General features: G+C 49.5%; 28 protein-coding genes and 1 riboswitch. Of the genes, 13 read left to right on the forward strand and 15 right to left on the reverse strand.

Annotated features, from left to right (window positions below; all coding sequences use genetic code 11):
* Position 1: 1 nt before the first annotated feature.
* Both ACX1C1_RS25430 and ACX1C1_RS25435 read left to right on the forward strand, forming a co-directional pair.
* A complete protein-coding gene (locus ACX1C1_RS25430) occupies positions 2-499 on the forward strand; it encodes a GNAT family N-acetyltransferase (RefSeq protein ID WP_458954904.1) in 498 nt (165 codons plus the stop codon).
* Positions 456-1,598: a YheC/YheD family endospore coat-associated protein gene (locus tag ACX1C1_RS25435; protein WP_458954905.1), complete on the forward strand. Its 1,143-nt coding sequence runs from the start codon at positions 456-458 to the stop codon at positions 1,596-1,598. The genes ACX1C1_RS25430 and ACX1C1_RS25435 overlap by 44 nt, the downstream gene beginning before the upstream one ends.
* 74 nt (positions 1,599-1,672) lie before the next feature.
* Here ACX1C1_RS25435 and ACX1C1_RS25440 read toward each other — a convergent pair whose 3' ends face one another.
* Positions 1,673-2,356: an HAD family hydrolase gene (locus ACX1C1_RS25440; protein WP_458954906.1), complete on the reverse strand. Its 684-nt coding sequence runs from the start codon at positions 2,354-2,356 to the stop codon at positions 1,673-1,675.
* A 79-nt stretch (positions 2,357-2,435) separates the two neighbouring features.
* Positions 2,436-2,723 carry a hypothetical protein gene (locus ACX1C1_RS25445; protein WP_458954907.1) on the reverse strand — a complete coding sequence of 96 codons (288 nt, stop codon included), beginning with the start codon at positions 2,721-2,723 and terminating at the stop codon, positions 2,436-2,438.
* A 169-nt stretch (positions 2,724-2,892) separates the two neighbouring features.
* On the opposite strand from ACX1C1_RS25445, the gene asd reads away from it, so the two are divergent.
* Positions 2,893-3,675 (forward strand): archaetidylserine decarboxylase, encoded by a 783-nt coding sequence (gene asd, locus ACX1C1_RS25450; RefSeq protein WP_458957798.1) that lies wholly within the window; start codon positions 2,893-2,895, stop codon positions 3,673-3,675.
* Positions 3,676-3,768: 93 nt separating this feature from the next.
* Here asd and ACX1C1_RS25455 read toward each other — a convergent pair whose 3' ends face one another.
* On the reverse strand, positions 3,769-4,554 hold the full coding sequence (locus ACX1C1_RS25455; RefSeq protein WP_458954908.1) for a helix-turn-helix domain-containing protein: 786 nt from the start codon (positions 4,552-4,554) through the stop codon (positions 3,769-3,771).
* Between the two features lie 180 nt (positions 4,555-4,734).
* On the opposite strand from ACX1C1_RS25455, the gene ACX1C1_RS25460 reads away from it, so the two are divergent.
* Positions 4,735-6,033, forward strand: a complete 1,299-nt coding sequence (locus tag ACX1C1_RS25460; protein ID WP_458954909.1) for an aminotransferase class I/II-fold pyridoxal phosphate-dependent enzyme — start codon at positions 4,735-4,737, stop codon at positions 6,031-6,033.
* Positions 6,034-6,114: 81 nt separating this feature from the next.
* Here the strand turns inward: ACX1C1_RS25460 and ACX1C1_RS25465 are convergent, their stop codons facing one another.
* From ACX1C1_RS25465 to ACX1C1_RS25495, 7 genes are all read right to left on the reverse strand, one after another.
* Positions 6,115-7,365: an ABC transporter permease gene (locus ACX1C1_RS25465; RefSeq protein WP_458954910.1), complete on the reverse strand. Its 1,251-nt coding sequence runs from the start codon at positions 7,363-7,365 to the stop codon at positions 6,115-6,117.
* Entirely contained in the window at positions 7,365-8,114 is a 750-nt protein-coding gene (locus ACX1C1_RS25470; RefSeq protein ID WP_458954911.1) for an ABC transporter ATP-binding protein, read from the reverse strand. The genes ACX1C1_RS25465 and ACX1C1_RS25470 overlap by 1 nt, the downstream gene beginning before the upstream one ends.
* Before the next feature lie 187 nt (positions 8,115-8,301).
* A complete protein-coding gene (locus ACX1C1_RS25475) occupies positions 8,302-9,594 on the reverse strand; it encodes an S-layer homology domain-containing protein (protein ID WP_458954912.1) in 1,293 nt (430 codons plus the stop codon).
* Positions 9,595-9,719: 125 nt separating this feature from the next.
* A complete protein-coding gene (locus tag ACX1C1_RS25480; protein ID WP_458954913.1) occupies positions 9,720-11,276 on the reverse strand; it encodes a DEAD/DEAH box helicase in 1,557 nt (518 codons plus the stop codon).
* Positions 11,277-11,300: 24 nt separating this feature from the next.
* The gene (locus tag ACX1C1_RS25485; RefSeq protein ID WP_458954914.1) at positions 11,301-12,074 is read right to left on the reverse strand and encodes an SDR family NAD(P)-dependent oxidoreductase; all 774 of its coding nucleotides are present in this window, start codon (positions 12,072-12,074) and stop codon (positions 11,301-11,303) included.
* Between the two features lie 105 nt (positions 12,075-12,179).
* Positions 12,180-12,641, reverse strand: coding sequence for a chemotaxis protein CheX (locus ACX1C1_RS25490; RefSeq protein ID WP_458954915.1), 462 nt, complete (start codon positions 12,639-12,641; stop codon positions 12,180-12,182).
* 130 nt (positions 12,642-12,771) lie between these two features.
* The gene (locus tag ACX1C1_RS25495) at positions 12,772-13,788 is read right to left on the reverse strand and encodes an HRDC domain-containing protein (protein ID WP_458954916.1); all 1,017 of its coding nucleotides are present in this window, start codon (positions 13,786-13,788) and stop codon (positions 12,772-12,774) included.
* A gap of 248 nt (positions 13,789-14,036) precedes the next feature.
* On the opposite strand from ACX1C1_RS25495, the gene ACX1C1_RS25500 reads away from it, so the two are divergent.
* The gene (locus tag ACX1C1_RS25500; protein ID WP_458954917.1) at positions 14,037-14,333 is read left to right on the forward strand and encodes a DUF3055 domain-containing protein; all 297 of its coding nucleotides are present in this window, start codon (positions 14,037-14,039) and stop codon (positions 14,331-14,333) included.
* 121 nt (positions 14,334-14,454) lie between these two features.
* The gene (locus ACX1C1_RS25505; RefSeq protein ID WP_458954918.1) at positions 14,455-14,733 is read left to right on the forward strand and encodes a hypothetical protein; all 279 of its coding nucleotides are present in this window, start codon (positions 14,455-14,457) and stop codon (positions 14,731-14,733) included.
* A gap of 93 nt (positions 14,734-14,826) precedes the next feature.
* Here the strand turns inward: ACX1C1_RS25505 and ACX1C1_RS25510 are convergent, their stop codons facing one another.
* Positions 14,827-15,594 carry a metallophosphoesterase gene (locus tag ACX1C1_RS25510; RefSeq protein WP_458954919.1) on the reverse strand — a complete coding sequence of 256 codons (768 nt, stop codon included), beginning with the start codon at positions 15,592-15,594 and terminating at the stop codon, positions 14,827-14,829.
* Between the two features lie 31 nt (positions 15,595-15,625).
* On the reverse strand, positions 15,626-15,964 hold the full coding sequence (locus tag ACX1C1_RS25515) for a PqqD family peptide modification chaperone (protein WP_458954920.1): 339 nt from the start codon (positions 15,962-15,964) through the stop codon (positions 15,626-15,628).
* Between the two features lie 301 nt (positions 15,965-16,265).
* On the opposite strand from ACX1C1_RS25515, the gene ACX1C1_RS25520 reads away from it, so the two are divergent.
* The 7 genes from ACX1C1_RS25520 (at position 16,266) to ACX1C1_RS25550 (ending at position 22,490) form a co-directional block, all read left to right on the forward strand.
* Positions 16,266-18,206 carry an asparagine synthase-related protein gene (locus tag ACX1C1_RS25520; protein ID WP_458954921.1) on the forward strand — a complete coding sequence of 647 codons (1,941 nt, stop codon included), beginning with the start codon at positions 16,266-16,268 and terminating at the stop codon, positions 18,204-18,206.
* Between the two features lie 45 nt (positions 18,207-18,251).
* Positions 18,252-18,398: a paeninodin family lasso peptide gene (locus ACX1C1_RS25525; protein WP_458954922.1), complete on the forward strand. Its 147-nt coding sequence runs from the start codon at positions 18,252-18,254 to the stop codon at positions 18,396-18,398.
* A gap of 121 nt (positions 18,399-18,519) precedes the next feature.
* Positions 18,520-19,461 (forward strand): aldolase, encoded by a 942-nt coding sequence (locus tag ACX1C1_RS25530; protein ID WP_458954923.1) that lies wholly within the window; start codon positions 18,520-18,522, stop codon positions 19,459-19,461.
* Positions 19,458-19,775, forward strand: coding sequence for a lasso peptide biosynthesis PqqD family chaperone (locus ACX1C1_RS25535; RefSeq protein ID WP_458954924.1), 318 nt, complete (start codon positions 19,458-19,460; stop codon positions 19,773-19,775). The genes ACX1C1_RS25530 and ACX1C1_RS25535 overlap by 4 nt, the downstream gene beginning before the upstream one ends.
* Positions 19,738-20,196 (forward strand): lasso peptide biosynthesis B2 protein, encoded by a 459-nt coding sequence (locus ACX1C1_RS25540; protein WP_458954925.1) that lies wholly within the window; start codon positions 19,738-19,740, stop codon positions 20,194-20,196. The genes ACX1C1_RS25535 and ACX1C1_RS25540 overlap by 38 nt, the downstream gene beginning before the upstream one ends.
* Positions 20,197-20,209: 13 nt before the next feature.
* Positions 20,210-22,012 carry an ABC transporter ATP-binding protein gene (locus ACX1C1_RS25545; RefSeq protein WP_458954926.1) on the forward strand — a complete coding sequence of 601 codons (1,803 nt, stop codon included), beginning with the start codon at positions 20,210-20,212 and terminating at the stop codon, positions 22,010-22,012.
* Positions 22,013-22,160: 148 nt separating this feature from the next.
* The gene (locus ACX1C1_RS25550; RefSeq protein ID WP_458954927.1) at positions 22,161-22,490 is read left to right on the forward strand and encodes a helix-turn-helix domain-containing protein; all 330 of its coding nucleotides are present in this window, start codon (positions 22,161-22,163) and stop codon (positions 22,488-22,490) included.
* Positions 22,491-22,500: 10 nt separating this feature from the next.
* Here the strand turns inward: ACX1C1_RS25550 and ACX1C1_RS25555 are convergent, their stop codons facing one another.
* The 3 genes from ACX1C1_RS25555 to galE all read right to left on the reverse strand — a co-directional run bounded on the left by ACX1C1_RS25555 (position 22,501) and on the right by galE (position 24,994).
* Positions 22,501-22,662 (reverse strand): anti-repressor SinI family protein, encoded by a 162-nt coding sequence (locus ACX1C1_RS25555; RefSeq protein ID WP_458954928.1) that lies wholly within the window; start codon positions 22,660-22,662, stop codon positions 22,501-22,503.
* Positions 22,663-22,676: 14 nt separating this feature from the next.
* Positions 22,677-22,761, reverse strand: a riboswitch (cyclic di-GMP riboswitch).
* Between the two features lie 32 nt (positions 22,762-22,793).
* Complete coding sequence (locus ACX1C1_RS25560; protein ID WP_458954929.1) at positions 22,794-23,939, reverse strand: glycosyltransferase family 2 protein; 1,146 nt, start codon at positions 23,937-23,939, stop codon at positions 22,794-22,796.
* A 17-nt stretch (positions 23,940-23,956) separates the two neighbouring features.
* Positions 23,957-24,994 (reverse strand): UDP-glucose 4-epimerase GalE, encoded by a 1,038-nt coding sequence (gene galE, locus ACX1C1_RS25565; RefSeq protein ID WP_458954930.1) that lies wholly within the window; start codon positions 24,992-24,994, stop codon positions 23,957-23,959.
* Positions 24,995-25,082 lie beyond the last annotated feature (88 nt).

A 25,082-nucleotide genomic window follows, 5' to 3' on the forward strand; every position in this document is an offset into this window, starting at 1 on the left:
TATGGATCTGCTGCTGCTGACACCGGAATTATGGCGTGCAGAGCGAAGGAGAATGGTCGGATTCGTGCTCCGCAACGGAGAGAAGCGTATCACGATCTCCTCTCTTCAAGCGCTCCGTGATTTGGATGCCGCGGCGCTTCTTACAGACGGCAGCGGATACAGCAAGGCGGTTATTGCGGTCACGAAGCAGGGGGGCCGAATAACGGGGTTAGGCTTCGCAATAGATGGCGGGGACGGCGGCTGCCTGCTCGTCGTCAGGCCTGATGCTCGCAGGCTTGGCGCAGGAACGGTTCTGATGAAAGCAATGATAGGACGTCTCGGACGTCTGGCCTGTCACGTCGCGTCCGACAACGTACCCAGCATGGCACTATGCTTCCGAATCGGCATGAAAGCAGTATCCATTCATAGAGGCCCGACTGGCAAATCGACGCTTAGGTTCGAAAGGGGAATCCTGCATGACGCAGCCCGTACTGGGCATATTGACACTCTACCTCAATGATGCAGGCAAGCTCGAAGAAAAAAAATATTATGAGCACATGACCGTAGAAGGGCGTAAACTCGGGCTGCACATATTCGTGTTTACGCCACAGGATGTCAATGATGCCAAACATCGTATACATGCGTTATTCTATCATCCAGAATCGGGACGATGGGTCCGGCGATGGACCTCATTTCCGTCCCTCATATTCGATCGTTGCAGAATTCAGCAATCGCCTCGGTTCGATCAATTGCTGAAATTCCGCTCGCGTTATAGCCATTTGACGTTTCTCAATCGTCCACTGCGCAATAAGTGGCAGATTCATACGTTATTATCGAAGGACAACCGCTTCAGCACGTATTTGCCGAGAACCCGTTACATCCATTCCGTGGACGATATTCGGGACATGCTGAAATCCCATTCTCTGCTTTATTTGAAGCCAATTAACGGTACCGGCGGGCGAGGCATCTTGCGTATCGAGAAAAGGCGGGATGGCCTGCTGTTCGTACAAGGGCGCGATCAGGATCGTAAGATCGTTCCTCCGCAACGCATGAGCAGTGAAAAGCTGGGCAGTTATCTGGAAAAATGGAATTTGAAGGATGTCCGCTATATCGTACAGCAAGGTCTGCAGCTTAAGTTGTCTAATGGCCGCGTGCATGACTATCGTCTGCTCGTTCAGAAGAACGGCGAGGGCATCTGGCAGATGACCGGCTGTGCAGGCAGAGTCGGAGCCTCCGGCAGCATTACTGCCAACCTGCATGGCGGCGGGCGCGCGGTAAAGATGGATGCGTTGCTGGAGCAATGGATCCGGGATAACGACAAACGAATTGCGGTTAAACGCGAGGTCGAATCATTTGGTGTCGGCCTTGCTGCCTATCTGGAGTTAGTCTGCGGGGCGCTGTGCGAGCTCGCGATCGATCTCGCGATCGACAAGACCGGTCGGATCTGGTTAATCGAGGTCAATCCGAAGCCAGCCAGAGAAGTATTTATCCGGGCAGGGGAAGCGGATACCTATCGGCAAGCGATCATACGACCGCTGGAATACGCGATATGGCGTCATAAGCACAAACAGCGCAAACCCGCAGCTGAAGAAGCCGTCCGTGATTCCGTTGATTCTTAACAAAAAACACTTTGCTTCCGGCGTATACTCTCCCGGAAACAAAGTGTTTTTTGATATCTTGTCATTCACTAAGGTTATTGTTGAATCGAGAGCAACTCCGGGAACTTGCTGATCCGAACGTCCGCCTCTGCAAGCTCGGCCTGTTTGCCGTATACGGCATAAGCGCAGCCTACCGTCGTCAGACCGTTCCGTCCCCCAGCTTCTACATCCGAAGAACGATCCCCTACCATCCATATATCCTTGGACGGCGTAAGATCATGATCACTCAGCAAGCGAGCAACGAGATCGACTTTGCTTGTCGTCCCATATTCGCCCGCGCTATACAGCCCGTCGAATAATGGCGCGATCTCCTTGAAGCGTGCGATTTCCTTTACGTAGTCTTCGAGTCCGTTGCTGGCGACGAACAGCTTACTGCCCCCGGCCTTCAGCGCCTCAAGCGTTTCCTTCACGCCTGCATAGAGTCGGCCTTCTCCTGCTTCAAGCCCTTCAAGCTCGTATTGCAGCAGCAACACGTCTGCTCTAGCCCGTGCCTCTTCGCTGGAATCCGGGATCAGCTTACGCCATAAATCCTTAAGCACCATACCAAGACACGCAAGCAGTTGCTCCACCGGAGGTGTCGCTCCTGTATATAGACCCTCTTCGCGCAGCGTGCCAAAGACTCTTTGATGCACGTTCACAAGTAAGGTATCAGTCTCGAACAATGTACCATCCATATCAAAAATAACAGCAATCGGCCTGCTTAACTTTCTCTCTTCCAAGTTTGACCTCACTCCTTCATCCAATCTCTGCCTATCATACTGGATGAATTGTCCAGGGACAAGTAGCAGACATAATTTATCATCGCCGCGGCCAAACAAGGTATGCAAGCCGAGCCGCCCCGTAGATTCCCAAATAAGCCCCGGCGATCAAAAATGCCCAGTTCAGCAATACGCTGTGAACCTCGGTCATAAATACCGTATCATTCGCCAGTGTTCTGGCAACGGCAGCTCCCGCAATTGTCCCGAAGACGACAAGCGCCGCGCATGCTAGTCCGTCAATGAGTCTCTGAATTTCGTTTGTAAGCCGCATCAACCAGAAGACTACTAATGCTGACAATACCATACCAAGTCCTGTCCATAACTCCATCCTATCACCGCCTTAATTCTATCCTCGGCCTTGTCGAGGAAGATTAAACCGGCTACCGTATTAATCAGCGGACTACTACTGACTATTGATAAAATATATGGTTTATGTCACACTGTTTGGTGGATGGCAGGCGTAGCCTGTTAATCAGAAAGGACGTGACGTGACGGCTATGAGCAAACGGCTCTTCAAAGCCATGACCGAGCTTTGCTCGAGAAAGTGGATTTCCCGCATGACCGGCACGTTCGCGCAATCGGCTGCCAGCAGGGTCTTCATTCCGCGGTTCGCCAAGTTATATGGTATTGCCGTACATGAAGCCGAGAAGGAAATAGGAGAATACAGAAGCCTAAATGAGTTTTTCACACGTAAGCTTAAGCCAGGCTCCCGCGCTATCCATAGTGGAGAACGCAGCCTGACCAGTCCGGTCGATGCGCTAATTACCGGTGCCGGTCCCGTCAAGGAAGGCTCCATGCTCAACGTGAAAGGTCAAGACTACACCATAGAAGAATTGCTTGGTCACTCTCCGCGAGCGGCCAGTTATATGAACGGTTATTATTACGTCCTTTACTTGAGTCCGACCGACTATCATCGCATCCATTCACCAGTAGACGGCGATGTAATGGAACGTGATCATCTGACAGGCAAGGTATACCCTGTCAACGATTTTGGACTTACCGTCATGACTAGAGTATTGAGCCGCAATGAACGTCTTGTCACCTACCTCAAACATCGGCAAGGTGATGTTGCAGTCGTGAAGGTAGGCGCGATGAACGTCAGCAGCATCAAGTATGTAGAACCCCGCCGCGAACAACTAGCCAGAGGAGATGAGCTTGCGTATTTCGAATTCGGCTCAACCGTTGTTCTTGTCATGGAGGATGGCACGTATTCCCCGGATCCCGCTATCGGGATCGGAACCAAAGTCCGAATGGGACAACGGCTTGGCGACCTTATATAAAGCCCGATATATGTATGCAAAAAGACCACAATCAGCCGCGGATCATTTCAACGGCTGCCTGTGGTCTTTTTGCTGCTGCTAGAGAAATTCCTTTTACCTGATCTCCGATGGACTTCGTCCGGTATATTGTTTGAATTGGCGGCTGAAGAAAAAGATGTCCCGATACCCGAGCGCATCCGCCACTTCCGTCACGTTCATACCCGCGTGCATTAGGAGATGCTGCGCTCGCTCGATGCGCGTCCGAATCATGTATGTCTGTACAGACATACCAATCATCTCCTTGAACTTCATAGAGAAGTATCGCGGCGACAGTTGCGCTCTCGTCGAAAGATCTTCTACCCGATGCGCAATGCCGGGGTTCTGCCGAATATAGTTTGCCACTTCGTGAATCGCTTCCGTCAGCTGATTGCTGGCTTTTTTCTCTACCGGTGCTTCAGTGTCCGCGCGCAGCAGCTGAATGAGCAGCGATTTAAGCACAAGCTTCGCTTCTTCTTCCGCGGCGTAAGTACTGACAAGAAATAATCGAACATAACGGGATAACATATATTCGAAGTCCACCGTATCATATAACATCCGGTAACGCTCCGGCACGAGATCGATATCTTCATTTACGGCAAAATGGATATAGGTCAGCACAAGCGGTCGCTGCGGATGATGCGTGGCGCTGGTATAATCTCCAGGGCGGAACAAGAAGCAGCTGCCAGGGCCAACGTCGTAATGGACGCCATTCACCTCAACCTCTCCTTCACCGCTCCATACGTAGAACAAATCGAAGTTCGCCATCGGCTTTTCGCGCCGCGCCCACCGCCAAGCAGGTTCGCAGACGATCTTAGCGAAGGCCGGCAGCAATTGAAGCGAATCCGGCGATATTCCAAGCATAAGCACTTCCTCCTTTAAAAAGGACAACAATTATTTTTCATTATAAATCAACTTTGACCGCAAGCAACGAAAAATAATTATGAGGATGAATGGTTTGGCTCGCGTAAAGATGGTATAATATCACGAACATTACAATGCAATTTACCATGAATCATTTTTCGGAAGGATGGAATTCAAGCAATGAACCCACTGGCCCAGCAGTTAAATGAGACGTTGCAGCGAGAAAACCCGAACGTTTATGCGATGTTGTCTGATCTAGGCAAAGCGATCTATTTTCCTAAAGAAGGAATTTTGAGCCAATCGGCTGAAGCCAAGACGAAGGCGAAAAAGTTTAACGCCACAATCGGCATTGCGACCGAAGGCGGACAGCCGATGCATCTCAAGCTCATTCAAGACACGCTCAGCGCCTATAATCCGAAAGATATATATGAGTACGCGCCGCCGGCTGGCAAGCCGGAGCTGAGAAGCGCATGGCGCTCCAAGATGATAAATGATAATCCATCGCTGGAATCCAAGAGCTTTGGTACTCCAGTCGTTACGAATGCTCTTACACACGGACTTAGCATCGTTGCCGATCTGTTCGCAGGCGAAGGCGACGCAGTCATCATCCCGAACAAAAATTGGGAAAACTACGAATTGACCTTCAACGTGCGCCGTGGCGCACAAATCGTAGAATATCCGCTATATAACGAAGAAATGCGGTTTAACAGCGAAGGCTTGCGTGAAGCGTTGCTATCCCAGAAGGACAAAGGCAAAGCGATCGTTCTGCTGAACTTCCCTAACAATCCGACGGGTTATACGCCTGGAGTAGAGGAAGGCAACGCGATTGTAGCTGCGATTCGCGAAGCGGCAGAGGCCGGTATTCATGTCGTAGCTGTGACGGATGACGCCTACTTTGGTTTATTCTTCGAGGATTCGATGCAAGAATCGTTGTTCCCTAAGCTTGCCGGACTTCACGAGCGCGTGCTGGCCGTCAAGGTTGACGGTGCAACAAAAGAAGAATATGTATGGGGCTTCCGTGTTGGCTTTATCACGTACGCATCCGAATCTGCAGCGACGCTTGCCGCGTTAGAGCAGAAGACGCTTGGCATTATCCGGGCAACCATCTCGAGCGGACCGCATCCGTCCCAAACATTTGTGCTGCATGCGCTGCAATCGCCAGAATTCGAGTCACAGAAGGCTGAGAAATTCGAGATTATGAAGAAACGTGCCAATCGCGTCAAGTCGCTTCTTGACAGTGGACGTTACGGCGACACGCTTAACTATTATCCATTTAACTCCGGATACTTCATGTGCCTTAAGCTCGACGGCGTTGCCGCAGAAGATGTTCGTACCCATCTGCTGAATGAATATGGCATCGGCGCCATCGCGCTTGGCGAAACAGACCTGCGCGTCGCTTTCTCTTGTATCGAAGAGGAGAACTTGGAAGAGTTGTTCGACACGATCTACAAAGCTGTTACAGAAGTAGCAGCCCAATAACAAATGTAAGACGGCCGGGCAGCGGATGAATTCCGTAACCCGGCCTTTCGTTTGTTAACTCTCATAACATCTACCGAGCTTCTACTCGTCTTCGTCGAGCAGAAGTTTCTTTCGCATACGGGATGGTCGTATCGCAATGACATAGATGAGCATGACGACTGCCATGCCAATAGGCACAACATAAATATCTTGTGCGAGAAGAGGAGCTGCCGGAGGTATCCACAATAGAGACAGAGCCGTTAATAACGCAGCGCGATCCAATCTCGCGTATTGCTCCCGCTGACCGTCCAAGGGCAGTGGATAGATGTTTTTCCAGACCGTATAACGATTGACGTGACGCAGACCACCTAGCTGCAGCGTAAGAACGAATGAGAAGACGGCATACGCGAACGCCGCTCCATATCCATCCAGCGTAGCGGCATCCGCCGCCCAATAGGATACAAGCCCGCCTAGCAGTAACAAGCGGAGCAAGATGCCTCCTATCTCTGTACGAAACAACGAAGCAGCGAACATATACACATATGCGTTATGCTGACCGAATGGAATACGCGGCAAGATCCATGCCAGATAGGGTCTGCGAGCAATGCTTGCCGACAAGACCGGCACGTCGATGAACATGCCAAACGCCGAATAATACCGTTTTCTCGTCGCAGCCTCTTCTTGTATAAGACGTTCCCAAGGAAAACGCTGGCCCCGCGGAAGCCGGTAGGCAGCAGCGCCCAACAATATGCAGATCATCATAAATATAGCACCCTGCCATGCTGGGTAGATGAGCCATACACCAATCACGGCAGCCGTCAACATCCAGCGAACCACTCGGTACAGCCATCTCGACGCACCCCACGACATACCCCGCTCGCGCCATGCGCCATAATGTCCTGCGGACTTTAAGAGGAGGAAAGCAACCGCTAGCAGTAAGGGTGACGTCTCTCCATGTCCACCATTGTAGATCGGTATATAGAGTAGGAACACGATGGCAGCAAGAATAGCAGAAAACCATGCCGAATATCGGAATGACCTCGCTAAATAAGGTTTCATCTCATGCTCCCTCGGCATGAGATAAACAACGTCCGCGGCACCTAACCATGTCCGCAGAGGACTCCAACTAATCAAAGGTGTAAGGACAATAATGCCAACCTCTGTAACTGGAAAGTCCGTAGGCACATCCCGGATCAACCCGATATAATAGATGGCTGAGGCGATAAAAACAAGTGACATAAATGCGGGAAATCCGCTCTGTGCCATATAACGCAAATATGGAAACGTCTCCTTGCGAAAGGCGCTCGCGCGCGACCGCCATAGCTCTAACAACTGCTCGCGAACACCTGCCATCAATGCTCCCCTCCGGTTACAAGCCGATAGAATGCATCCTCAAGCGAAGCATCTCCCGCTTGGAACCCGGCTGCCTTGCGTACCGCATCGAGATCACCCTGGGCCGCGATACGCCCTTGATGCATCACGATAAATCGGTCGCAGTACACCTCCACCGTCGACAAAATATGCGAGCTCATCAAGATAGCTGCCCCACTTCGTTTCACTTCAACCAATCTTTCCAGCAACGATCTAATCCCTAACGGGTCAAGCCCCAGAAAAGGCTCATCGATGATATACAATGGAGGCGCGGCAAGCAGCGCGCTCATAATCATCACCTTCTGCCGCATCCCCTTGGATAGATGCGCGGCAAACGCCTTTCGTTTCGGTGTCATCTGGAATTCGTCCAGCAACTCCTCAGATCGGTTCATATAGTCCGTTTCCTGGATACCATAGGCCATTCCGCTTAACCGCAAATGTTCTTCTACTGTCAATTCGTCGAACAGAACCGGTGATTCCGGCACATACGCGAACGCAGAACGGTACCTCTCTGCGTGCTCGGCGAGCTTAACGCCCGCGACCTTTACATCACCTTGCTGTGGTGTTAACAGCCCTAATATATGTTTGATCGTGGTACTTTTACCGGCGCCATTCAATCCGATCAGTCCTACCATCTCGCCTGGCCGAATGTTGAATGCCACTTCATGCAGAACCGGTCGCTTGGGACTATAACCTCCCGTTAACCCGGTTACCTCCAGAACATTATCCATTGCGAACATTTCCCCCTTTGCTGCCGCTGTCCATTCTTCCCTTCTAATACACTCCTCTCAGCATAACCAAGTTGAAGAGAAATTTCAAAAATTGCTGCCATAACAAAGAGGAGGCATCCGCCTCACAAGCTGTAACAGCCTTGCAGGGGAATACCTCCTCGATCTTTAACCGGTGAATAGATAGCTATTATTCTTTGATCGTAATTGTTTTGACCGTACCGTTCTCGCCTTTAACCTCTACCAACTGACCAACTCTCAGCTTGCTTACGTCACCAACAACCGATACGTTCGTGTCAACGTTGTAGATCAGAGTCGTTGTCGTATTGTTGGTTTCCGTACGAGCAACCGTAATTGTCGCCAGCTTCGCCTGTGCATTAAAGTTGAGGGTATTGACCAATCCTAGCTCGGTGAACGCTGTCGATACCGGAGCCTTCTCCGTTACTTCTACAAACACAACCTTGTTCTGATACGTGCGGACAAATACTTTGTCGCCGGCTTTGAGATCAGCGATTGTAGCACGTTTGTCGTCGCGGAAGATGAAGACGGACGGGTCTACCGCAAGCGACAATTCTGTTGCATCCGATTGTACAATCGTTAATGCGCCGTTGGAGGAAGACTTCAACGTGCCGTTAATAGCACGAGCATCATGATCCGGCATTTCATTGTCCGTACGGTCGAGCAATGCCGCTAGCTCTGCGCGCGTAACTGGTTGATTAGGGCGGAATATCTTATTGCCGTGCTTGTCCTCATATCCCGTAATGATGCCCATATCCAGAGCAAGCTTGACATAGCCTACAGATCCGGCTGGAATCTCTTTTGCATCCTTGAAGTCCAGCTTCGTATTGTTAAGCGCTTTTGCTTGATCTTCGAGCTTCAGCGCTTTGATCAGCAGAATCGTCGACCAAAGTCTCGTTGCGCTTTGCTCCGGTTTAACTTCTGTCTCCGATTCGGCGAACAGATCGTTCTCGAGCGCCACGGATACGTATCCGATCGCCCATGGATATTTTTTCTTCAGCTTGTCCGAATCCTTGAAGTTCAATTCAGTATTCATCTCTTCTGCCGATTCTGCTTGCTCTCGAAGACCCATGAGCCTAACTGCCGCTGTCAAGGTTTCGATGCGGGAGATATGTTGGTTAGGCTTGAAGGTTCCATCCTCATACCCGGTAAATACGCCCTTGGCTGCAAGGCGCATAATATATTCCATCGCCCAATCTAATTGTTCTTCGTCTTTGAAGTTCCATTTGACGTTATAACGGTCATCGTTATCGCCCCAGCCTTTGTTTTTATCCCACTTGTCGTTTTTGTCATCATCTTTATCGTCTCTGTCGTCCTTGTCGTGGTTCGCCCAGCCTTTATCGTTGTTACCCTTACCTCTATCGTTATCGTTCGAGTGCGCGAATGCCGATGTCGCACCACTTGCCAGCATCAATACCGCAGTTGCGGTAACCGCTGTTTTTTTCCACAAAGTATTTTTTGTCATAATAGCCACTCTCCTTTTAACGGTTGCGGACTTGCCGCTTTTTTCCTTCGCCCATAAGTTTCGCAAGGGGAAGTCCGTTTAAAGGGGGTGGCTATTAAGAAAAAATTTTTTTCTATGACATTTTTCTATTCTTTTTTCGTAGAATCGCGTTTTTCTTTCAACCATTTTGGTGCGCCTTTGTTCTTGCCGTCACGCTTTTTCTGCTCCTTGACCTGCGCTTTGGACAACGGTTTCCCTGCTGGCTTTGCAGCAGGTTTTGCCGCTGGTTTTACAGCTGGTTTGGCGCCAGTTGGAGCCGCAGATCGGGTTGCATTTCGGACAGCCGTACGACCAGCCTCCTGGGTAACGGGCTTCGCTGAAGCTGCGCCTGCACGCTGCCCATCCCCTGCCATTCCGCTTACGTTCATCGTTTCTTGGGTTGAGGAATTGGCTGCCGAGCCGCTTTCTGTTCTAGTTGTCGTTCCCGCTGTACTTACACGATTAGAAGCAGTTTCCTTGCCGCTGCTTCGATAGGCTCCCGGCCTGGTCGCTTCACGCAGCTGTTCATCCGAGAGCAGCTTGCCCCGATACATGGCCCGTTCACTTAGATCGATACCTAGTGACTTGCGGAATTTGTCCATAATAAACAGCTCATGCGGAGTAACGATACTTATAACGGTACCCGGCTTGCCCATACGCCCTGTTCGTCCCGCGCGATGGACATAATGATCCGCATCTACAGCCGGATCAAGCTGGAGGACCAGCGGGAGTCCCTCGATATCAAGACCACGCGCTGCGACATCCGTCGCAAGCAGCAACTGACAAGAACCTTCGCGGAAACGCGCCAATGTCGCGGCTCGCCTCTGCTTGTCAGAGTCTCCATACAACGTCTCGACGGCAAACCCTTCGAACCGGAGCTTCGCCTCCCAATTCGCAATCTCGTTCGTATCGTTGAGGAAAAGTAGAGCAGAAGCCGGATTAAGAAGGCGTACTAAACGTCTGGCAGTATCCGTCTTGTCTCTGCGGTCGCTCACCACATAGAGATTCTCGATCGTCTGCGATACACGATGCTCCATCGTAAGCTGAAACCGGACGGGTTCCTTCATCCAGCGTCTCTCGTACCGCTCCATCTCCTCTGGATAGGTCGCGGAGAAAAACGCCGTTTGACGCTCCTTCCCCATCGCGAACAACACCGCTTCCAGATCCTTTTCCGAGCCTAGCTGGAACGTCTGATCCGCTTCATCGATTACAACAAAACGTACGTCGTGCAGCTTCAGCTTTTTGTTCTTGAGCAGTTCGTGAATACGGCCTGGCGTACCAATTACAAGCTGAGGGCGTAGCTTCAGCTTCTCCACCTGTCGTTTCATTGCCGCTCCTCCGATCAACTGCTGCACACGGATTCCGATTGGCTCTGCATAACGCTCCGCTATACGCACGATCTGCATAGCTAGCTCCTGCGTCGGAGAAATAACAACGCCTTGAATATTGGCAGAGGCGGCATCCAGTCGTTGCAGTAACGGAAGTAAAAACGCTAGCGTTTTGCCCGTTCCCGTCTGCGATCTTGCCGATACGTCCTTGCCAGCAAGTAATGCCGGAATGGTATCCGCTTGTACGTCTGTCGGACTCTTCAGGCCGTTATCACACAGCGCCTGCTCCAGCACACTGTTTATTCCAAGCTCACTCCATGATTTGTTGTTTCCCATACGTTAACCCCTCTTATCACTTTCTTATTTGCGATTAAACAATCCACCGAACATTCGATCCGCTATCCGCGGGAACAATCCGTACATCTTGATGCCAAAGCCTGCTGCATGCGGCAGATCCAGCTCTGTCCTCTGCCTTTCGATTACTCGAACGATCGCCTTGGCAACGTAAGCAGGTTTCATCATAAACCAACTGACATTCTTCGTATATGAACCCGATGGATCAGCAATCTCAAAAAATTCTGTGTCGATCGGTCCTGGATTAATGGCGGACACGGCAATCCCTTCGCTTCGCAGCTCCATACGCAGCGAATTGGTGAAACCAAGCACCGCATGTTTGGTCGCGGTGTAGCTTGTCGATTTGGCTGAACCGATTTTGCCTGCCATCGAAGCAATATTAACGATATGTCCGCTTCCTTGCTCCCGCATATGCGGCAACACAGCTTTCGTACAGCGTACAATCCCCATATAATTGGTGTCCATCATGTCTTCAAAGCTTGCAACAGGCATCTTGTCGAACGTCTGGAACTGGCCATAACCCGCATTATTTAATAAAACATCAATACGACCATATTTCTCAATGACACGGCTGACAACATTCTCAACTTGTACCATATCGGTTACGTCCATCACGTAATAGACACAATCCCCCTCTATGGAGGCAGCTGTCTTAGCCAATCTTGTTTCATTCCGACCCGTTAATACGGGTATCGCGCCCCGCCTTGCCAGCAGTGCAGCAGTCAAAGCCCCTATCCCGCTGGAGGCTCCCGTAATCAACACGACTTTTCCGTTCAACATCACTCATCACCTACCTGAGATTGTTCGTTATCTGCACTACTAATAAGTGTACTTCACTCTATCCGTGGAAGCAAAAAAAAAGCTCCCGCAGGAGCTTTCTTGCGCTTATGAAGCGATGAGAACTTGAATGTCTAGTTCGCCGATGCCATCCATAATAAGCGGAATCGTTAATGCTTGCTTCGCGTTGAAACCAGCTGACTGTGCAGAATGGATTACCTTTGGCGGCGTTATATCTACTTTTACTCCCTGATTGTATAACATTGTGCTCGCATTGCCACTAATCATGTTGCCAAGCTCAGATATCGCGCTTTTGGTTATTTCGTCAATCTCAGAGATTACGAAACCACCCATCATCGCGGACACCATCTTCAAAGCTACCTGTTCGCTTAGACCGAATACAATGTCGCCCTGCATTTGTCCGTTGAGACCAATTTGAATCCAAATGTAATTCTCAACAAACTTAATGTCCTTGAGACCTAGCTGTCCTGTCGCAGGCCGTATTTGAACGACTTGCTCTATTACGATTTTTGCAGATTCAAGAAACGGGTTTATATACTCTGCCTTCATAACAGGAAGCGCTCCTTTTTTGTTCGACAAAATTCGCAATTTGTCTATTTGACACTATTATACCTGAATAACTAGGACAAGTATACTAGTAAGCGCCGATATGCACCTTTGGACCTAGTTCCAAACCATCTTAACCCGCTTCTGCTGTATTGCCGCTTCCCATACCGGCCTGCCTCCGATAGCGAATTCGCATTAATCGCAGTCTCTCATACAACTGCTCTACCTGCCGTCCTGCTTTCCCTTCCTCGGCTTGTCCGTATACCTGCTCCAGCACAGGCTTTAAGTAACGATCTCCTTGGGCCGTCATCGCTTCCCATATTAATTGCTGCTCCGATTCCGGCACTTCGCTGAGCTCACGATCTACAAAAGCTTCTACGTCATACCCTTCCGCTTGGAGCATCTCAATTCGAATCAGAAGCTCCCGGCGCGACAATTTCAGCGCTTCTTCCAGCTGCACCAGCTTTCCGCCTTGCTCGAGGACCGTCCAAATTTTTTTCTTTTCTTGCTGGCGTTCCATCTCGAGCTTGTATTTGTTTTCCTTCTGCTTGTATTGCCAAGCCGTATAGACCTCCGGATCAAGCCGATCTTCGACCCAATCGAGCGGGAATGTCGTCGTGCGTTCAGCATTGGTCGTTATCGACAGCACATCTGCACCATAAGCAGCCTGCTTCCCCTTGCCCCATCCAGGAATTTGGCTAAGCTCCTCTTCGGTCTGAGGCACGAAAGCACTGATCATCCATAACATCCGGTTATTGGCCACCAAATAAGCGGACTTCTTCTCGCCCGAAGCTGCTTTCCTCCGCCATTCGCGCAAAGCTTGGAACAGCTCTTGGTCCGCGAACAGCTCTCCGTAGCAATGCAGCATCGTCAAGCTCCCGCCAAACGATTGTCGTGAGTTCTCCAACATGCCTCCAATGATGGGGATAAAGCCGGCTCCCATCTCTTTGGCAACGCCATGTCTGAACGCCAACATCATCTCCTCCCAAGAGGTTCCCTCGAACCAGACAGAGGAGAGTTCTCCCTCGTCCTCCTCTTCACGCCATTCGACGGACCACTTTCCCTGATCCTCCCCGATAAACAATCTTGCGGTTTGTATTCCCTCTCCTCCTACATGTTTCTCAAATGTGTTCATAAATACGATCTGCATGTAAACACTCACCTTTCAACCTTTATTTGTTGGCGAATCATGAGAACGAAACGGTAAGTGAACGCAAAAAAAGCACCGTCTTCGGCCTTTGGCCAAAGAGGTGCTTCCTCGTTCGTTCATGTATTCGGTTGCTTACAGACTACCACAACCTTCCATACATGACAAGCCACAATTATTCAGCTCATGCTTCCCCCGCATCTGCAATGAGGTATAATAATAACCAACATAACCATACGGAGGTACATCCCATGCAATTGCCTAATTACGACTTTCTCTCGGATTCTACCGAAGATACAAACACGCGGTTCGTTACATTCATTACCCCAAGCCTGAAACGTTTTGATCTTGCCGTTATAACGACGAATCGTTTCTATGGCAAAAAGCTGGTGACGGATCTTCAATTCGGCAAAACAGCCATTATCGGCCCTGATGATCTGGAAGAAGAAGGTTATCTGGAATACGTGTTTAAGCTTAACGAAGAGGAAGCGGAAGAATTGCGGCAATTTCTCTATTTTGTGGTGGGAACGGTGAATTTTACAGATTAATACGGGGAACTTTATTAGTGCGCGTTTCTAAAGTCATGCCTCCAAGACAGTAAGGACGGCTGAACCTGACTCCGGAATCGACCGCGAATAGGAAAACAACCATACAGGGAGGAAAACGTCAGTGTTCCTTGGCAATCAGGATGACCGCGACTTTGACGACGACCTATCTACTGCCGATTCACACGAAAACGATCTGTTCAACGAAGAGTTTCCCGAAGGGGCATACGGCTCAGGTCTGGTCAGTGAATCACTGGGCAAAAGCACGCCTTGGCGCAAAGACCAGCATACACAGAGCGCTTTTCGGTACGAAAACAAATCATTGCATAAAGGATTACGACGTGATTATCCCGGCGAAGACGATGATCACGGCGGTGTTCCCGAAGTTCACGACGAACCTTGAACAAGCTTGACCGCAGTTCCTTCCTCTACTAATATGACAACGACGCCCAGAAAATCGGAAGGCATATGCCTTTTAATTTCTGGGCGTCGTTCGTTAGAGTTCATGTAAGGTTACCTCGCTGCGTACCATAAATCTGGCGTTGACGCCCGCTTGACCGATTCCCTTGGATATATAATAGACGCCATAATCACCGCGATGTAATCCTTTATAAATACCTTTTTGTGATAAAGGGCCTTTGGGCTTTATCGAGTAGAAATACGGCACATTAAATTGTTTGCCGTGCATGTGACCAGCCATCAAGTAGTCATAGGACTGACGAATCTCAAGCACGACGTTCGGATCATGCGTAATGACAACCAGCGGCTTTGTCCGGCGGACACCGCGGAACGATAGCTCTACACGGCTATGCCCCGTACTATAATTGTCAATCCCGATCAGCGTAAATGACTGCAGCTCCACTCTGCTATTGCGGAGAACAGTTATTCCGTGCTTTCGGAACAGATCGATCAACTCTCTCGGACGTGGCAGCGCATAATCATGATTGCCTAACACGGCATACACCGGAATACCAGCCCTGACAATCTCCCCGAGATATCGGTCTACTTTTGACAAAAAACGTGGTTTGTATGTGTAATCGCCGGTTAACAGGATGTAGTCCGGCATTTCGGTATGTATGATCGTAGCCAACTTGGCGGCACTGATTCGTAGTCTATCAACATGAAGATCACTGATTTGCAAGATTCGAATGCCCAGACCCAGCCCCACATGCACACGTTCGATCTTCAGCCATTGCGTCGGTACAATAAACATTAAATAAACAAGCATTGTCGCTCCAAGCAGAGCGGCAAGACCGATGAGCATTTCGTGCAGGTGCTCGCACCTCCCAGATGACTTAACAGGATAACCCGAACTGAATCAGCCGCTCCTTCGACAGTTTCGCAAGAAATCCGAACACTTCGGATTCGCAAGTGATTCGATCAATATCATACTCAATTAATAAGGCATTCACAACTTCTGCCGCTGTAAGCGGTTCGCGAAGCAGCTCCCAAATCCGCCCTCCCGTTTCATTGAAACGGTACAATCTACCCAAATCCAGACGCAGAACGCTGAGAGACAATCCAGGGTGGCAATCCTCAACAATTTTCTCCTTGCTAAGTCTGATTATATGAAAGTAAGAAGACAATGTGTAGCCTTCATCCCCTGGCATGATGACATCGTAATGAATGTCCAATTGCAGCACCTCACCTATAGATGTTCTTTATTGAGAACAATTGAATAAATCGTATCATTCACCATTTTCACTGTCAACGAAAACGAAAATGTTTTTCATTTTATTAAAATCAACAAACACTGTTGACAACCAATACCGGTGATGATAATCTAATCACGAGTTCTCAATAAAGAACAGGAACGAACAAAAATTTCACTGACAGCTTTCTTTTCTAAAATATTATTAGATGAATATCCCTTACGTTTATGGGCTTTATACCAATATATCACACTGTTCTATAACAAGAACAAACGGAGGCAATATGAGCGCGATTAGCTGTATGATTCGTCTTGAAAAACAAGCGCTTGCTGCCGATTATGGTCCGCGCATGATGGAAGCTCTCTCCGTTTTCCCTGCCGATTATATCGGAACCTGGCAACAAGGCGAAGCGTTTCTTGGCTGTCATGGACAATGGATTACGCCCGAATCATTATCTGAACGGCTTCCATATGCAGATGGCGAGAGTGGTCTCATCATTACGGCGGATGCCATTATTGATAATCGCAATGAACTTTTTGAGAAGCTAGGGGTTCCCTTGACGGAACGAACATCGATGACGGACAGTAGTCTGCTGCTTCTCTCTTATAGGAAATGGGGAACCCAATGTCCCGCTCATCTCATTGGCGACTTCGCGTTTATCATCTGGGACTCGAATGAAAGCACACTGTTTGGAGCAAGGGACTTTGCCGGTTCACGGACACTGTACTATTCGCAGACCAATGAATTCACCGCTTTCTGTACGACGATCAAACCACTTCTGACTTTGCCAGGGGTTGAGCGAAGCTTAAGCGAACAATGGATATCGGAGTTTCTAGCGATACCGATTACGACAGAAGCAGTCGACGTATCATCCACCGTGTATCGGAACGTCCGCCAAATCCCTCCGGCACATAGCTTCACTCTTCGTGAGGGCCGACTGACCTTCAATCGGTATGTCACTCTCATACCGGAAGAAAAGATCAAGCTGCGCTCCAATGAAGAATATGAAGAAGCGTTCCGGGATGTGTTCCGGCAAGCCGTAACTTCCCGACTCCGGACGCACCGAGAGGTCGGCGCCAATCTGAGCGGCGGACTCGACTCCGGCTCGGTAGTCAGCTTTGCGGCCAGAGAACTTCAGTCTCGCAACAAACAACTTCATACATTCAGCTACGTCCCGGTCGAGGATTTCGCTGACTGGACGCCTCGCAGCCGAGTGGCGAACGAACGGGCACATATTAAGGAAACCGTGTCCTATGTCGGCAACATTCGGGATCAATACTTTGACTTTCCGGAACATAATCCATATTCCGAAATTGATGACTGGCTCGAACTATTGGAGACACCTTATAAATTTTACGAAAATTCATATTGGTTGAAAGGGATCTACGAGCAAGCGCAAGCCACTGGCGCAGGAGTGCTGCTAACAGGCAGCCGCGGCAATTGGACGATCTCATGGGGGCCAGCGCAGGATTATCAGGCAGAACTGCTTCGCAAGTTCAAACTGCTAACCCTCTATCGTGAGTTCAATCAATATAGCGTTAACCTTAACGCTAACCGTGTGAAGCTACGCAAAGTCATTGGCCGAAAAGCATTCCCTTCGCTTGCCCGCCTGTTCGGCAACGGTCATAACGAACCTGTATTGCCGCAACTCATTCATCCAGATTTCGCACGACGGACCCAAGTATTCGAACGTCTCGAGCAACACGGATACGACTTCTGGGGTGATCCATCACAAAACATTTATGACGCGAGACAGAAACACTTTGAGAAGTTGTATTACTGGTCCATAACCGGAACAGTGGGCTGCAAGCAGTCATTGCGCCATTCTCTCTGGGAACGGGACGCTACCAATGATTTGCGGGTTATCCGCTTCTGTTTATCCGTACCAGAGCATCAATTCGTTCAGAATGGTTACGGTAGGTCTCTGATTCGCAGGGCTACCAAAGGATATTTGCCGGATTCGATTCGACTTAATCAGCGAGTAAGAGGCATTCAGGGTGCTGATGGCTTATACCGAATGCTGCCTCGTTGGGATATGCTTATGAACGAATTCAGGGAGACCATCGAAGATCCATCCGTTTCCGAGATGCTCGACAAAGAATCGTTACGCAAGGCATATGCCGCGATCGGAAATACGCCAAAACCTGAGATCGTGTTTGACACTGAACTTCGTGTTCTCATGCGGGCGCTCATCTTCCGCCGGTTCCTGAAACGTAACGCGTAACCGAATAGATGTCCCCCAAATACGCTTGAAGGGAGGTGATTTCAAATGAAACAAGTTAAAAAAGCATGGCAACAGCCTGGGCTCGAAGTGCTTAACGTCAATATGACGATGGCAGGCCCAGGTATCGCGAAACCGGATGCTTTTCAACCGGATCCGGATGCGGACGAACACGACGTAGTGAACTACAGCTAGTTCGCACGTTAGATGCAATCCTTCTTTTACCAAGCACAGGTTGCCCTTGTACGATAACGTACAAGGGTGCCTGCCTTAAAACAGACTTACCCAAATCCAACCTGTTCATGGAGTGATAGAGATGAAGTTCCCGGAGCGTAACAACCGTTATCATTCGTTCGGTCTCATTATCGAAAGCGAATTCCCACTGCCGGAGCTGGAATCCGTCAGCGAGGAGCGCAAGGGAACGGAACTCGCGCCCCAAGTAACGATCGTCGAACGCTCTCTGGAATTATTATGGCAACAGCTAAAGTCCAACCATGAGCATTTGGCTTTTGGCGAAGACATCGTATTGCTTCGTATACCGGATACTGCCATCTTCGGGATGCAAGACGGACATACCATATGGGTATCTCCTTTCCCGAGCGCTAATTCCGATAAAATCAGACTCTTTTTGCTTGGCAGCTGCATGGGCGTTATATTGATGCAACGACGAATATTACCGCTGCATGGGAGTGCGCTCGCCATAGATGGCCGCGCTTACGCGATTGTCGGTGCCTCTGGTGCAGGCAAATCCACTCTATCATCCTACCTGCTGCAACAAGGACATGAGCTGCTTAGTGACGACTTGATCGCCGTGTATATGAGCAATCAGGGAACACCCATCGTCATGCCCGCCTACCCGCAGCAAAAGATTTGGCAGGAGTCCATGCAATTGCTAGGCAAATCAACTACAGGCCTGCAACCGCTGTTCGAGAGGGAAACAAAATTTGCCGTTCCCGTTACGAGCCGCTTTTGCAATAAGCCATTGCCGCTTGCCGGCATATTCGAGCTTACGAAAAGAAGCAGCGGAGCCGCCATCGCACCGATCGAAGGACTCGAACGGTTCCACGCGTTGCTGCGACATACGTTCCGCGGATATTTGCTGCAGCCGCTTGGTCTTATGGAATGGCATTTCCAGACGATCACCACATATTTGGGGCACATCGATATGTTCCAGCTAACCCGTCCTTCTCATGGAAACAGCTTAGCAGCGCTGCATGACTTCGTTAACCAATCCATTTATAAGGAGATGTTCTCATGATCCAATCGTTGCCGCTTTCCTTATCCGATATCGTGTCATCCTGCAAAGAAAATATTGTTAGCGACATGGGTGGAGAAAAAGTAATGCTGAGCATTAAAAACGGAAACTACTACAATCTTGGCCATGTAGGCGGATATATCTGGGATGGGATCTCCGAACCTATCTCGGTTGAAAAGCTTGTCGAATCCATGACCTCCGAATATTCAGTAGACACCGAGCAATGCGCCGCTCAAACCATCGCATTCTTGGAGCAACTCCGGAAGGAAGGGCTGATCCTTGTCAACGAAGAGGCTACGAGCACTGCTTTCGCTTGATCGGCGCACGATCCTTTTGCTAATTGAAGCATTACTGTTCCTAGGGGTGGCTAAGCTGAAATTCAAACGAAGCTTCGCCAAAGTAGCACCCGGATTAGGCAACAATAATGAAGAAACATCTCCCGATATCGACGAGTTACATATTCGCACGGTTAAACATATCCGATCCGCGATCGGAATTATGAGCCGCTACACGCCCTGGGAAAGCAAGTGTATGGTGCAAGCCATGGCTGGCATGATGATGCTGAAACGACGGGGGATTGCAAGCACCTTGTATCTCGGAACTGCGAGAGACGAGAACGGGCAGCTAATTGCGCACGCTTGGCTGCGCAGCGGCTCGTGTTATGTAAGCGGGTACGAAGGAATGAATCGATTCATCGTCGTCGAGAAATTCGCCAATCATGCCCGTCGGGCCAGTTAGAGAGGTTAGCAGTATGAAAGAAATAAGATATTATGTGAAACAATTACATGACCATTCGGGAGCAGCGCTGTACTTCAATCTGTTCGGTATGGTCGCCAGCAGCTTGCTAGAAAGCGTCGGCATCCTCCTCCTCGTTCCGCTGCTTGGCATTATTGGCCTAGTCAGCCTTGACATGGGAGGAGGATATTTTGCATGGATAGGTGAGATCTTAGGAGGCTTCCCTACCCTTGCAGCTTTATGTATCGTACTGGGGCTCTTCACCTTGACCACGATTTCTCACAGCTTGATTTACCGGTATATTATGATCCGGAACGTTATGCTGCAGCAACGATACGCGCAGAAGCTGCGCCTCGAAACCTATAATGGTTTATTAAATGCCAGCTGGCCTTTTTTCCTGCGCAAACGCGGATCTGACTTGATTAATGTGCTGACCATAGAACTAGCACGCGTGCTCGGAGCTATGAACACATTTCTGCAGCTTGTCGCTTCCGTTATTTTCACGGTCATCCAGATCGGAATCGCCTTCTGGTTATCGCCTTTGCTGACGTTGTTTGTCCTGATTTGCGGTGCTGTGCTGGGCTTGCTTTCCCGTAAATTTATTCGCAAGGCAAAGGAGCTGGGAAACCAAACCTCCCAACTTTCTCAACAATATCTTGCAGGAATTACCGATCAAATCACAGGAATGAAGGATATCAAAAGCAACTCACTCGAAGCTTCGCGTCTGGATTGGTTATACAACTTGACTAACGGCACGAACCGCGAGCAAATATCCTACGTCAAGCTGCGAATGAATTCTCAGCTCATCTACAAACTGTCTTCTACATTCCTGATTTCCGGCTTTATATTGGGAACATTCTTGCTCTTCCGTACGCAAGGCATCGAATTGCTTACCATTACTGTAATCTTTGCACGGCTGTGGCCTAGATTTACATCCATCCAGTCTAGTCTGGAGCAGCTTGCATCCATGGAGCCTGCTTGTAAAACCCTTTCCATGCTAAGACAAGATTACGAAGAGGCCACCGAACGAATGAAGCCGACGGCTGCAACAGTCTTGCCTATGACCATACGTCAAGGTATCGAGTGCCGTCGATTATCCTTCAAATATGCGCCTGGTTCCCCCTCATCACTTGAGGATATCCATTTGTTTATACCCGCGAACTCGATGACCGCAATCGTAGGTCCATCCGGTGCGGGCAAAAGTACGCTGATCGATGTTATTATGGGACTCATGACACCTAGCGAAGGTGAAATCACAATCGACGGTGTCACCTTATCCACGGCAAATCTGGCGGCGTATCGCCGTTCGATCAGCTACGTGCCGCAGGACCCATTCCTGTTCAACGCGACCATTAGGGACAACTTGACTTTGGTGCTGCCTGAAGCTTCGGATGAGCAAATATGGGAAGCGCTCCGCTTCGCTTCCTGCGCTGAATTTGTGAGCAAGCTGCCGGAAGGACTAGATACGTTGATCGGGGATCGCGGCGTTAGGTTGTCTGGCGGTGAGCGTCAGAGGCTCGTCCTGGCTAGAGCGATTATTCGTAAGCCGTCTATACTGGTGCTTGATGAAGCCACTAGCGCACTCGATGCAGACAACGAAAGCCATATACAAGAAGCAATTGACCGGCTCAAAGGCTCTATGACCATCATTCTTGTCGCGCATAGACTCTCTACGCTCCGTGGCGCGGATCATGTATTTGTACTTAGCGAAGGCAAGCTAATCGAGCAAGGCGACTACTCCTCGCTCGCATCTGATCCATCCGGATATCTGGGCAAAACACTCCAGAAACAAGAAGCTGCAAAAGTATCATCATTTTAACCTTCATTTTTTTACTTATAATGCCAAAAAGTCCCGATCCCTTGCATCATCAGAACCATTCTCCGTTATTTCGCTTTCGTAATTGCAATATATTCGTTATAATAGAACGTATATTGTTGTGATTGCGCTTACCAAGGAGGCCTCTGCTATGATTGGAGAACGGATTCAGATGTTTCGCAAACGAAAGGGTTTCTCGTTAACTGAGCTCTCTCAACGGGCAGGGGTTGCGAAATCTTATTTAAGCTCCATTGAGAGAGGACTGCAACAGAATCCTTCCATCCAGTTCTTAGAGAAGATTGGCGAGGTTTTGAATGTACCTGTGGAGGAATTTATAGGCCAGGAACAAGGTGCGGGTACTTCCGCTAACCTAGACCGGGATTGGGAGGAACTCGTGCGTGAAGCAATGGCTTCTGGCGTGAGCAAGGAACAATTCAAAGAGTTTCTGGAATTTAATAAATGGAAGTTCAACCGCGAATAACGCTGTATACCTATACAGCGTTTTCTTTTATATTAGATTGCCCCTGCTCTTGAAGGATACGCAGTACCTTGCTCACTTCTTCTGTTGTGAGACCCTTCGAACGCGCGCTTAACATCAGCTCTACCCACTCCGCATCCAATTCCTGCTGGTTGTCCGATATAAATCGTGTCATCCCCAAAATCCCCCATTCGATTGGGGCGGTTGCACCACTGACTCCATGCGCTATAAGGTGCCCAGATAATAAGCGCACTTCCTAGTCTCCCATATATTAGACTCGCTAAAGTTCATATACCAAATAATAGCCTATCTGGAACGAAGATACTGTCGCTTTGTGTCTTCAGATTTTAAGAAATTGTTTCTCAATTTGTCGAATTTACTGGAATCAATTGCGTAAAGAGGATGTAGTATCCAGTTTTTTAGTCGCTGCTTCATAAATTTAACATGCCCCAATCGATCCAGATAGGAGATATCTCCCATAAGTATGGCCCGAACGAGTCGCTGATTCACATGCTTGGCGGAAGGTTCGTGATGCGCGCAGCTTTTCACCTCTGGATGATTGCACATCGCCACGATCTGCGAATGGCGCTCCTCCTGAGACAATCCGCCTAGAAAGAGGTTCCGAAGGCAGGTCGGTAGCGTATTAAGGAGCATGACATTGGAACCGATGTAGTTATCCTCTTTGGCTGCAGTCGGATAATAATGATCAATGACCAGACGCTGTATGCGATAACCGGAAATGATTTGCTGCAGAAGCTCCGGCATATACCGGCTGGTCATCCCGCCTGCACGATAGTAATACAACGGTTCCGGAATGAGCGTGACCGTGTTCGACAGCAAGAACATCTCCATATTGAAATACAGATCATCTCCGAAGAAAGTCAGATGTTGCAGATACGCTCCGCTCTTCCGCGCAAGCTCGGTTCTGTACAGCTTGCCATGCAGCGAGGCTGGGAAGTCATGTCCGTATATAAATGAAGTTACTAATTCGTCCCTGATCGAAGTTCCTCTGTATACTTTTTCTTGTTGAAAGTAGTGACTGGTGTTAAATCGCTTAGGCCAAGCGAAGTCGTTGAGCACGCGGTAGGAGTTGCTTGCCGCTATATCGGCTTCATAATCCTTGATGGTTTGCAGCAGCCTCTCCAGCATGGTCGGCTCCATCCAATCATCGGCATCCAAGAAGGTTATGTATGGCGAGGTCACGAGTTCAATGCCCTTCCGCCTCGCCGCGATACTGCCCCTTCGCTGCTGCTCGATGATGACAATCCGATCGTCCAAGGAGGCGTAATAACTACAGATCGAGCCGCTCTCGTCTGTTGAACCGTCATTGATCACGATCACTTCCCATGACTGCTCAGTCTGAGCAAGGATCGATTGCATACAATTGTGCAGCTTATAGCCGGCATTAAACACGGGGATGACGACACTCACCTGGACACTCTGCTTGTGCATACGCACACCTCTTGGTCTTAGATTGGTTCCGCATATGCCATACTGCTCGCATACCCTCTCGGATTGGCCAGCTGCCATCTCCATGCGTCCGCGCACATTTCATCAATGCCGCGCTCTGCTCGCCATCCCAGCTCGGCATTCGCCTTGGACGGGTTCGCATAACATGCCCCTACGTCCCCTGGCCTTCTCGCTACGATCCGGTATGGAATACTGCGACCAGATGCTCGCTCAAATGCTCTGATCATATCCATTACGCTAAACCCGCAGCCGGTACCAAGATTATAGACATGAAGTCCACGATCCGCCGAAAGCTTGTCGAGTGCGCGCAAATGTCCGTTAGCCAAATCCACCACGTGGATGTAATCTCTGACGCCCGTACCATCCGGCGTATCATAGTCGTCACCGAAGACGGCTACCTCCTTCAGCTTGCCAATTGCAACTTGCGTTATGTACGGCAACAAATTATTCGGCACGCCGCTGGGATCTTCTCCAATCCGTCCACTCACATGAGCGCCAACTGGATTAAAGTAACGCAACACACCGATGCTCCAGCGCGGATCTGAGCTGACCAAATCCTCGAGCATTTGTTCGATCATCTGTTTCGTTCGCCCATATGGATTAACGGCACCAACCTCGGCTTGCTCCGAAATCGGTACCTCCTTGGGCAGCCCATAAACCGTAGCCGAGGAGCTGAAGAGCAGACGCCGCACGCCAAACTCATCCATGGTTTCGCACAGCATCATGGTGCTGATCAGATTTTGACGGTAATATTTCATCGGCAGCTGCACGGATTCACCCACCGCTTTGAGTCCAGCGAAATGGATGACAGCATCAATGTCATGCACTCGGAATATTGCGCGAAGAGCCTGCCGATCCGTCAGGTCCTGTATATAGACTGGGAAGGCTTTGCCTCCTAATTCGGCGACACGGTCAAGTGCTTCCGAATGGCTGTTTGATAAATTGTCGATAACGACAATGTCATGCCCTGCTCGCAGCAGCTCTACGCAGGTATGACTGCCGATATAACCTGCTCCGCCCGTTATCAATATTGTCAATGTTTTCGCCTCCGCCATCTTATTCTCCAAAAAGAACTAGAGATTGTTCAATGTTCTTTATTAAGAACATTGTATCATAAGGACAGTA

The organism is Paenibacillus sp. strain BS8-2, assembly GCF_054483835.1.

Excerpts from the sequence above, each read along its gene's own strand:
- ACX1C1_RS25430 (WP_458954904.1), top strand. The coding sequence starts at position 2 with ATGGATCTGCTGCTGCTGACACCGGAATTATGGCGTGCAGAGCGAAGG.
- ACX1C1_RS25435 (WP_458954905.1), top strand. The coding sequence starts at position 456 with ATGACGCAGCCCGTACTGGGCATATTGACACTCTACCTCAATGATGCA.
- ACX1C1_RS25445 (WP_458954907.1), bottom strand. The coding sequence starts at position 2,723 with ATGGAGTTATGGACAGGACTTGGTATGGTATTGTCAGCATTAGTAGTC.
- asd (WP_458957798.1), top strand. The coding sequence starts at position 2,893 with ATGAGCAAACGGCTCTTCAAAGCCATGACCGAGCTTTGCTCGAGAAAG.
- ACX1C1_RS25455 (WP_458954908.1), bottom strand. The coding sequence starts at position 4,554 with ATGCTTGGAATATCGCCGGATTCGCTTCAATTGCTGCCGGCCTTCGCT.
- ACX1C1_RS25460 (WP_458954909.1), top strand. The coding sequence starts at position 4,735 with ATGAACCCACTGGCCCAGCAGTTAAATGAGACGTTGCAGCGAGAAAAC.
- ACX1C1_RS25465 (WP_458954910.1), bottom strand. The coding sequence starts at position 7,365 with ATGGCAGGTGTTCGCGAGCAGTTGTTAGAGCTATGGCGGTCGCGCGCG.
- ACX1C1_RS25470 (WP_458954911.1), bottom strand. The coding sequence starts at position 8,114 with ATGGATAATGTTCTGGAGGTAACCGGGTTAACGGGAGGTTATAGTCCC.
- ACX1C1_RS25475 (WP_458954912.1), bottom strand. The coding sequence starts at position 9,594 with ATGACAAAAAATACTTTGTGGAAAAAAACAGCGGTTACCGCAACTGCG.
- ACX1C1_RS25480 (WP_458954913.1), bottom strand. The coding sequence starts at position 11,276 with ATGGGAAACAACAAATCATGGAGTGAGCTTGGAATAAACAGTGTGCTG.
- ACX1C1_RS25485 (WP_458954914.1), bottom strand. The coding sequence starts at position 12,074 with ATGTTGAACGGAAAAGTCGTGTTGATTACGGGAGCCTCCAGCGGGATA.
- ACX1C1_RS25490 (WP_458954915.1), bottom strand. The coding sequence starts at position 12,641 with ATGAAGGCAGAGTATATAAACCCGTTTCTTGAATCTGCAAAAATCGTA.
- ACX1C1_RS25495 (WP_458954916.1), bottom strand. The coding sequence starts at position 13,788 with ATGCAGATCGTATTTATGAACACATTTGAGAAACATGTAGGAGGAGAG.
- ACX1C1_RS25500 (WP_458954917.1), top strand. The coding sequence starts at position 14,037 with ATGCAATTGCCTAATTACGACTTTCTCTCGGATTCTACCGAAGATACA.
- ACX1C1_RS25510 (WP_458954919.1), bottom strand. The coding sequence starts at position 15,594 with ATGCTCATCGGTCTTGCCGCTCTGCTTGGAGCGACAATGCTTGTTTAT.
- ACX1C1_RS25520 (WP_458954921.1), top strand. The coding sequence starts at position 16,266 with ATGAGCGCGATTAGCTGTATGATTCGTCTTGAAAAACAAGCGCTTGCT.
- ACX1C1_RS25525 (WP_458954922.1), top strand. The coding sequence starts at position 18,252 with ATGAAACAAGTTAAAAAAGCATGGCAACAGCCTGGGCTCGAAGTGCTT.
- ACX1C1_RS25530 (WP_458954923.1), top strand. The coding sequence starts at position 18,520 with ATGAAGTTCCCGGAGCGTAACAACCGTTATCATTCGTTCGGTCTCATT.
- ACX1C1_RS25535 (WP_458954924.1), top strand. The coding sequence starts at position 19,458 with ATGATCCAATCGTTGCCGCTTTCCTTATCCGATATCGTGTCATCCTGC.
- ACX1C1_RS25545 (WP_458954926.1), top strand. The coding sequence starts at position 20,210 with ATGAAAGAAATAAGATATTATGTGAAACAATTACATGACCATTCGGGA.
- ACX1C1_RS25550 (WP_458954927.1), top strand. The coding sequence starts at position 22,161 with ATGATTGGAGAACGGATTCAGATGTTTCGCAAACGAAAGGGTTTCTCG.
- ACX1C1_RS25555 (WP_458954928.1), bottom strand. The coding sequence starts at position 22,662 with ATGACACGATTTATATCGGACAACCAGCAGGAATTGGATGCGGAGTGG.
- ACX1C1_RS25560 (WP_458954929.1), bottom strand. The coding sequence starts at position 23,939 with ATGCACAAGCAGAGTGTCCAGGTGAGTGTCGTCATCCCCGTGTTTAAT.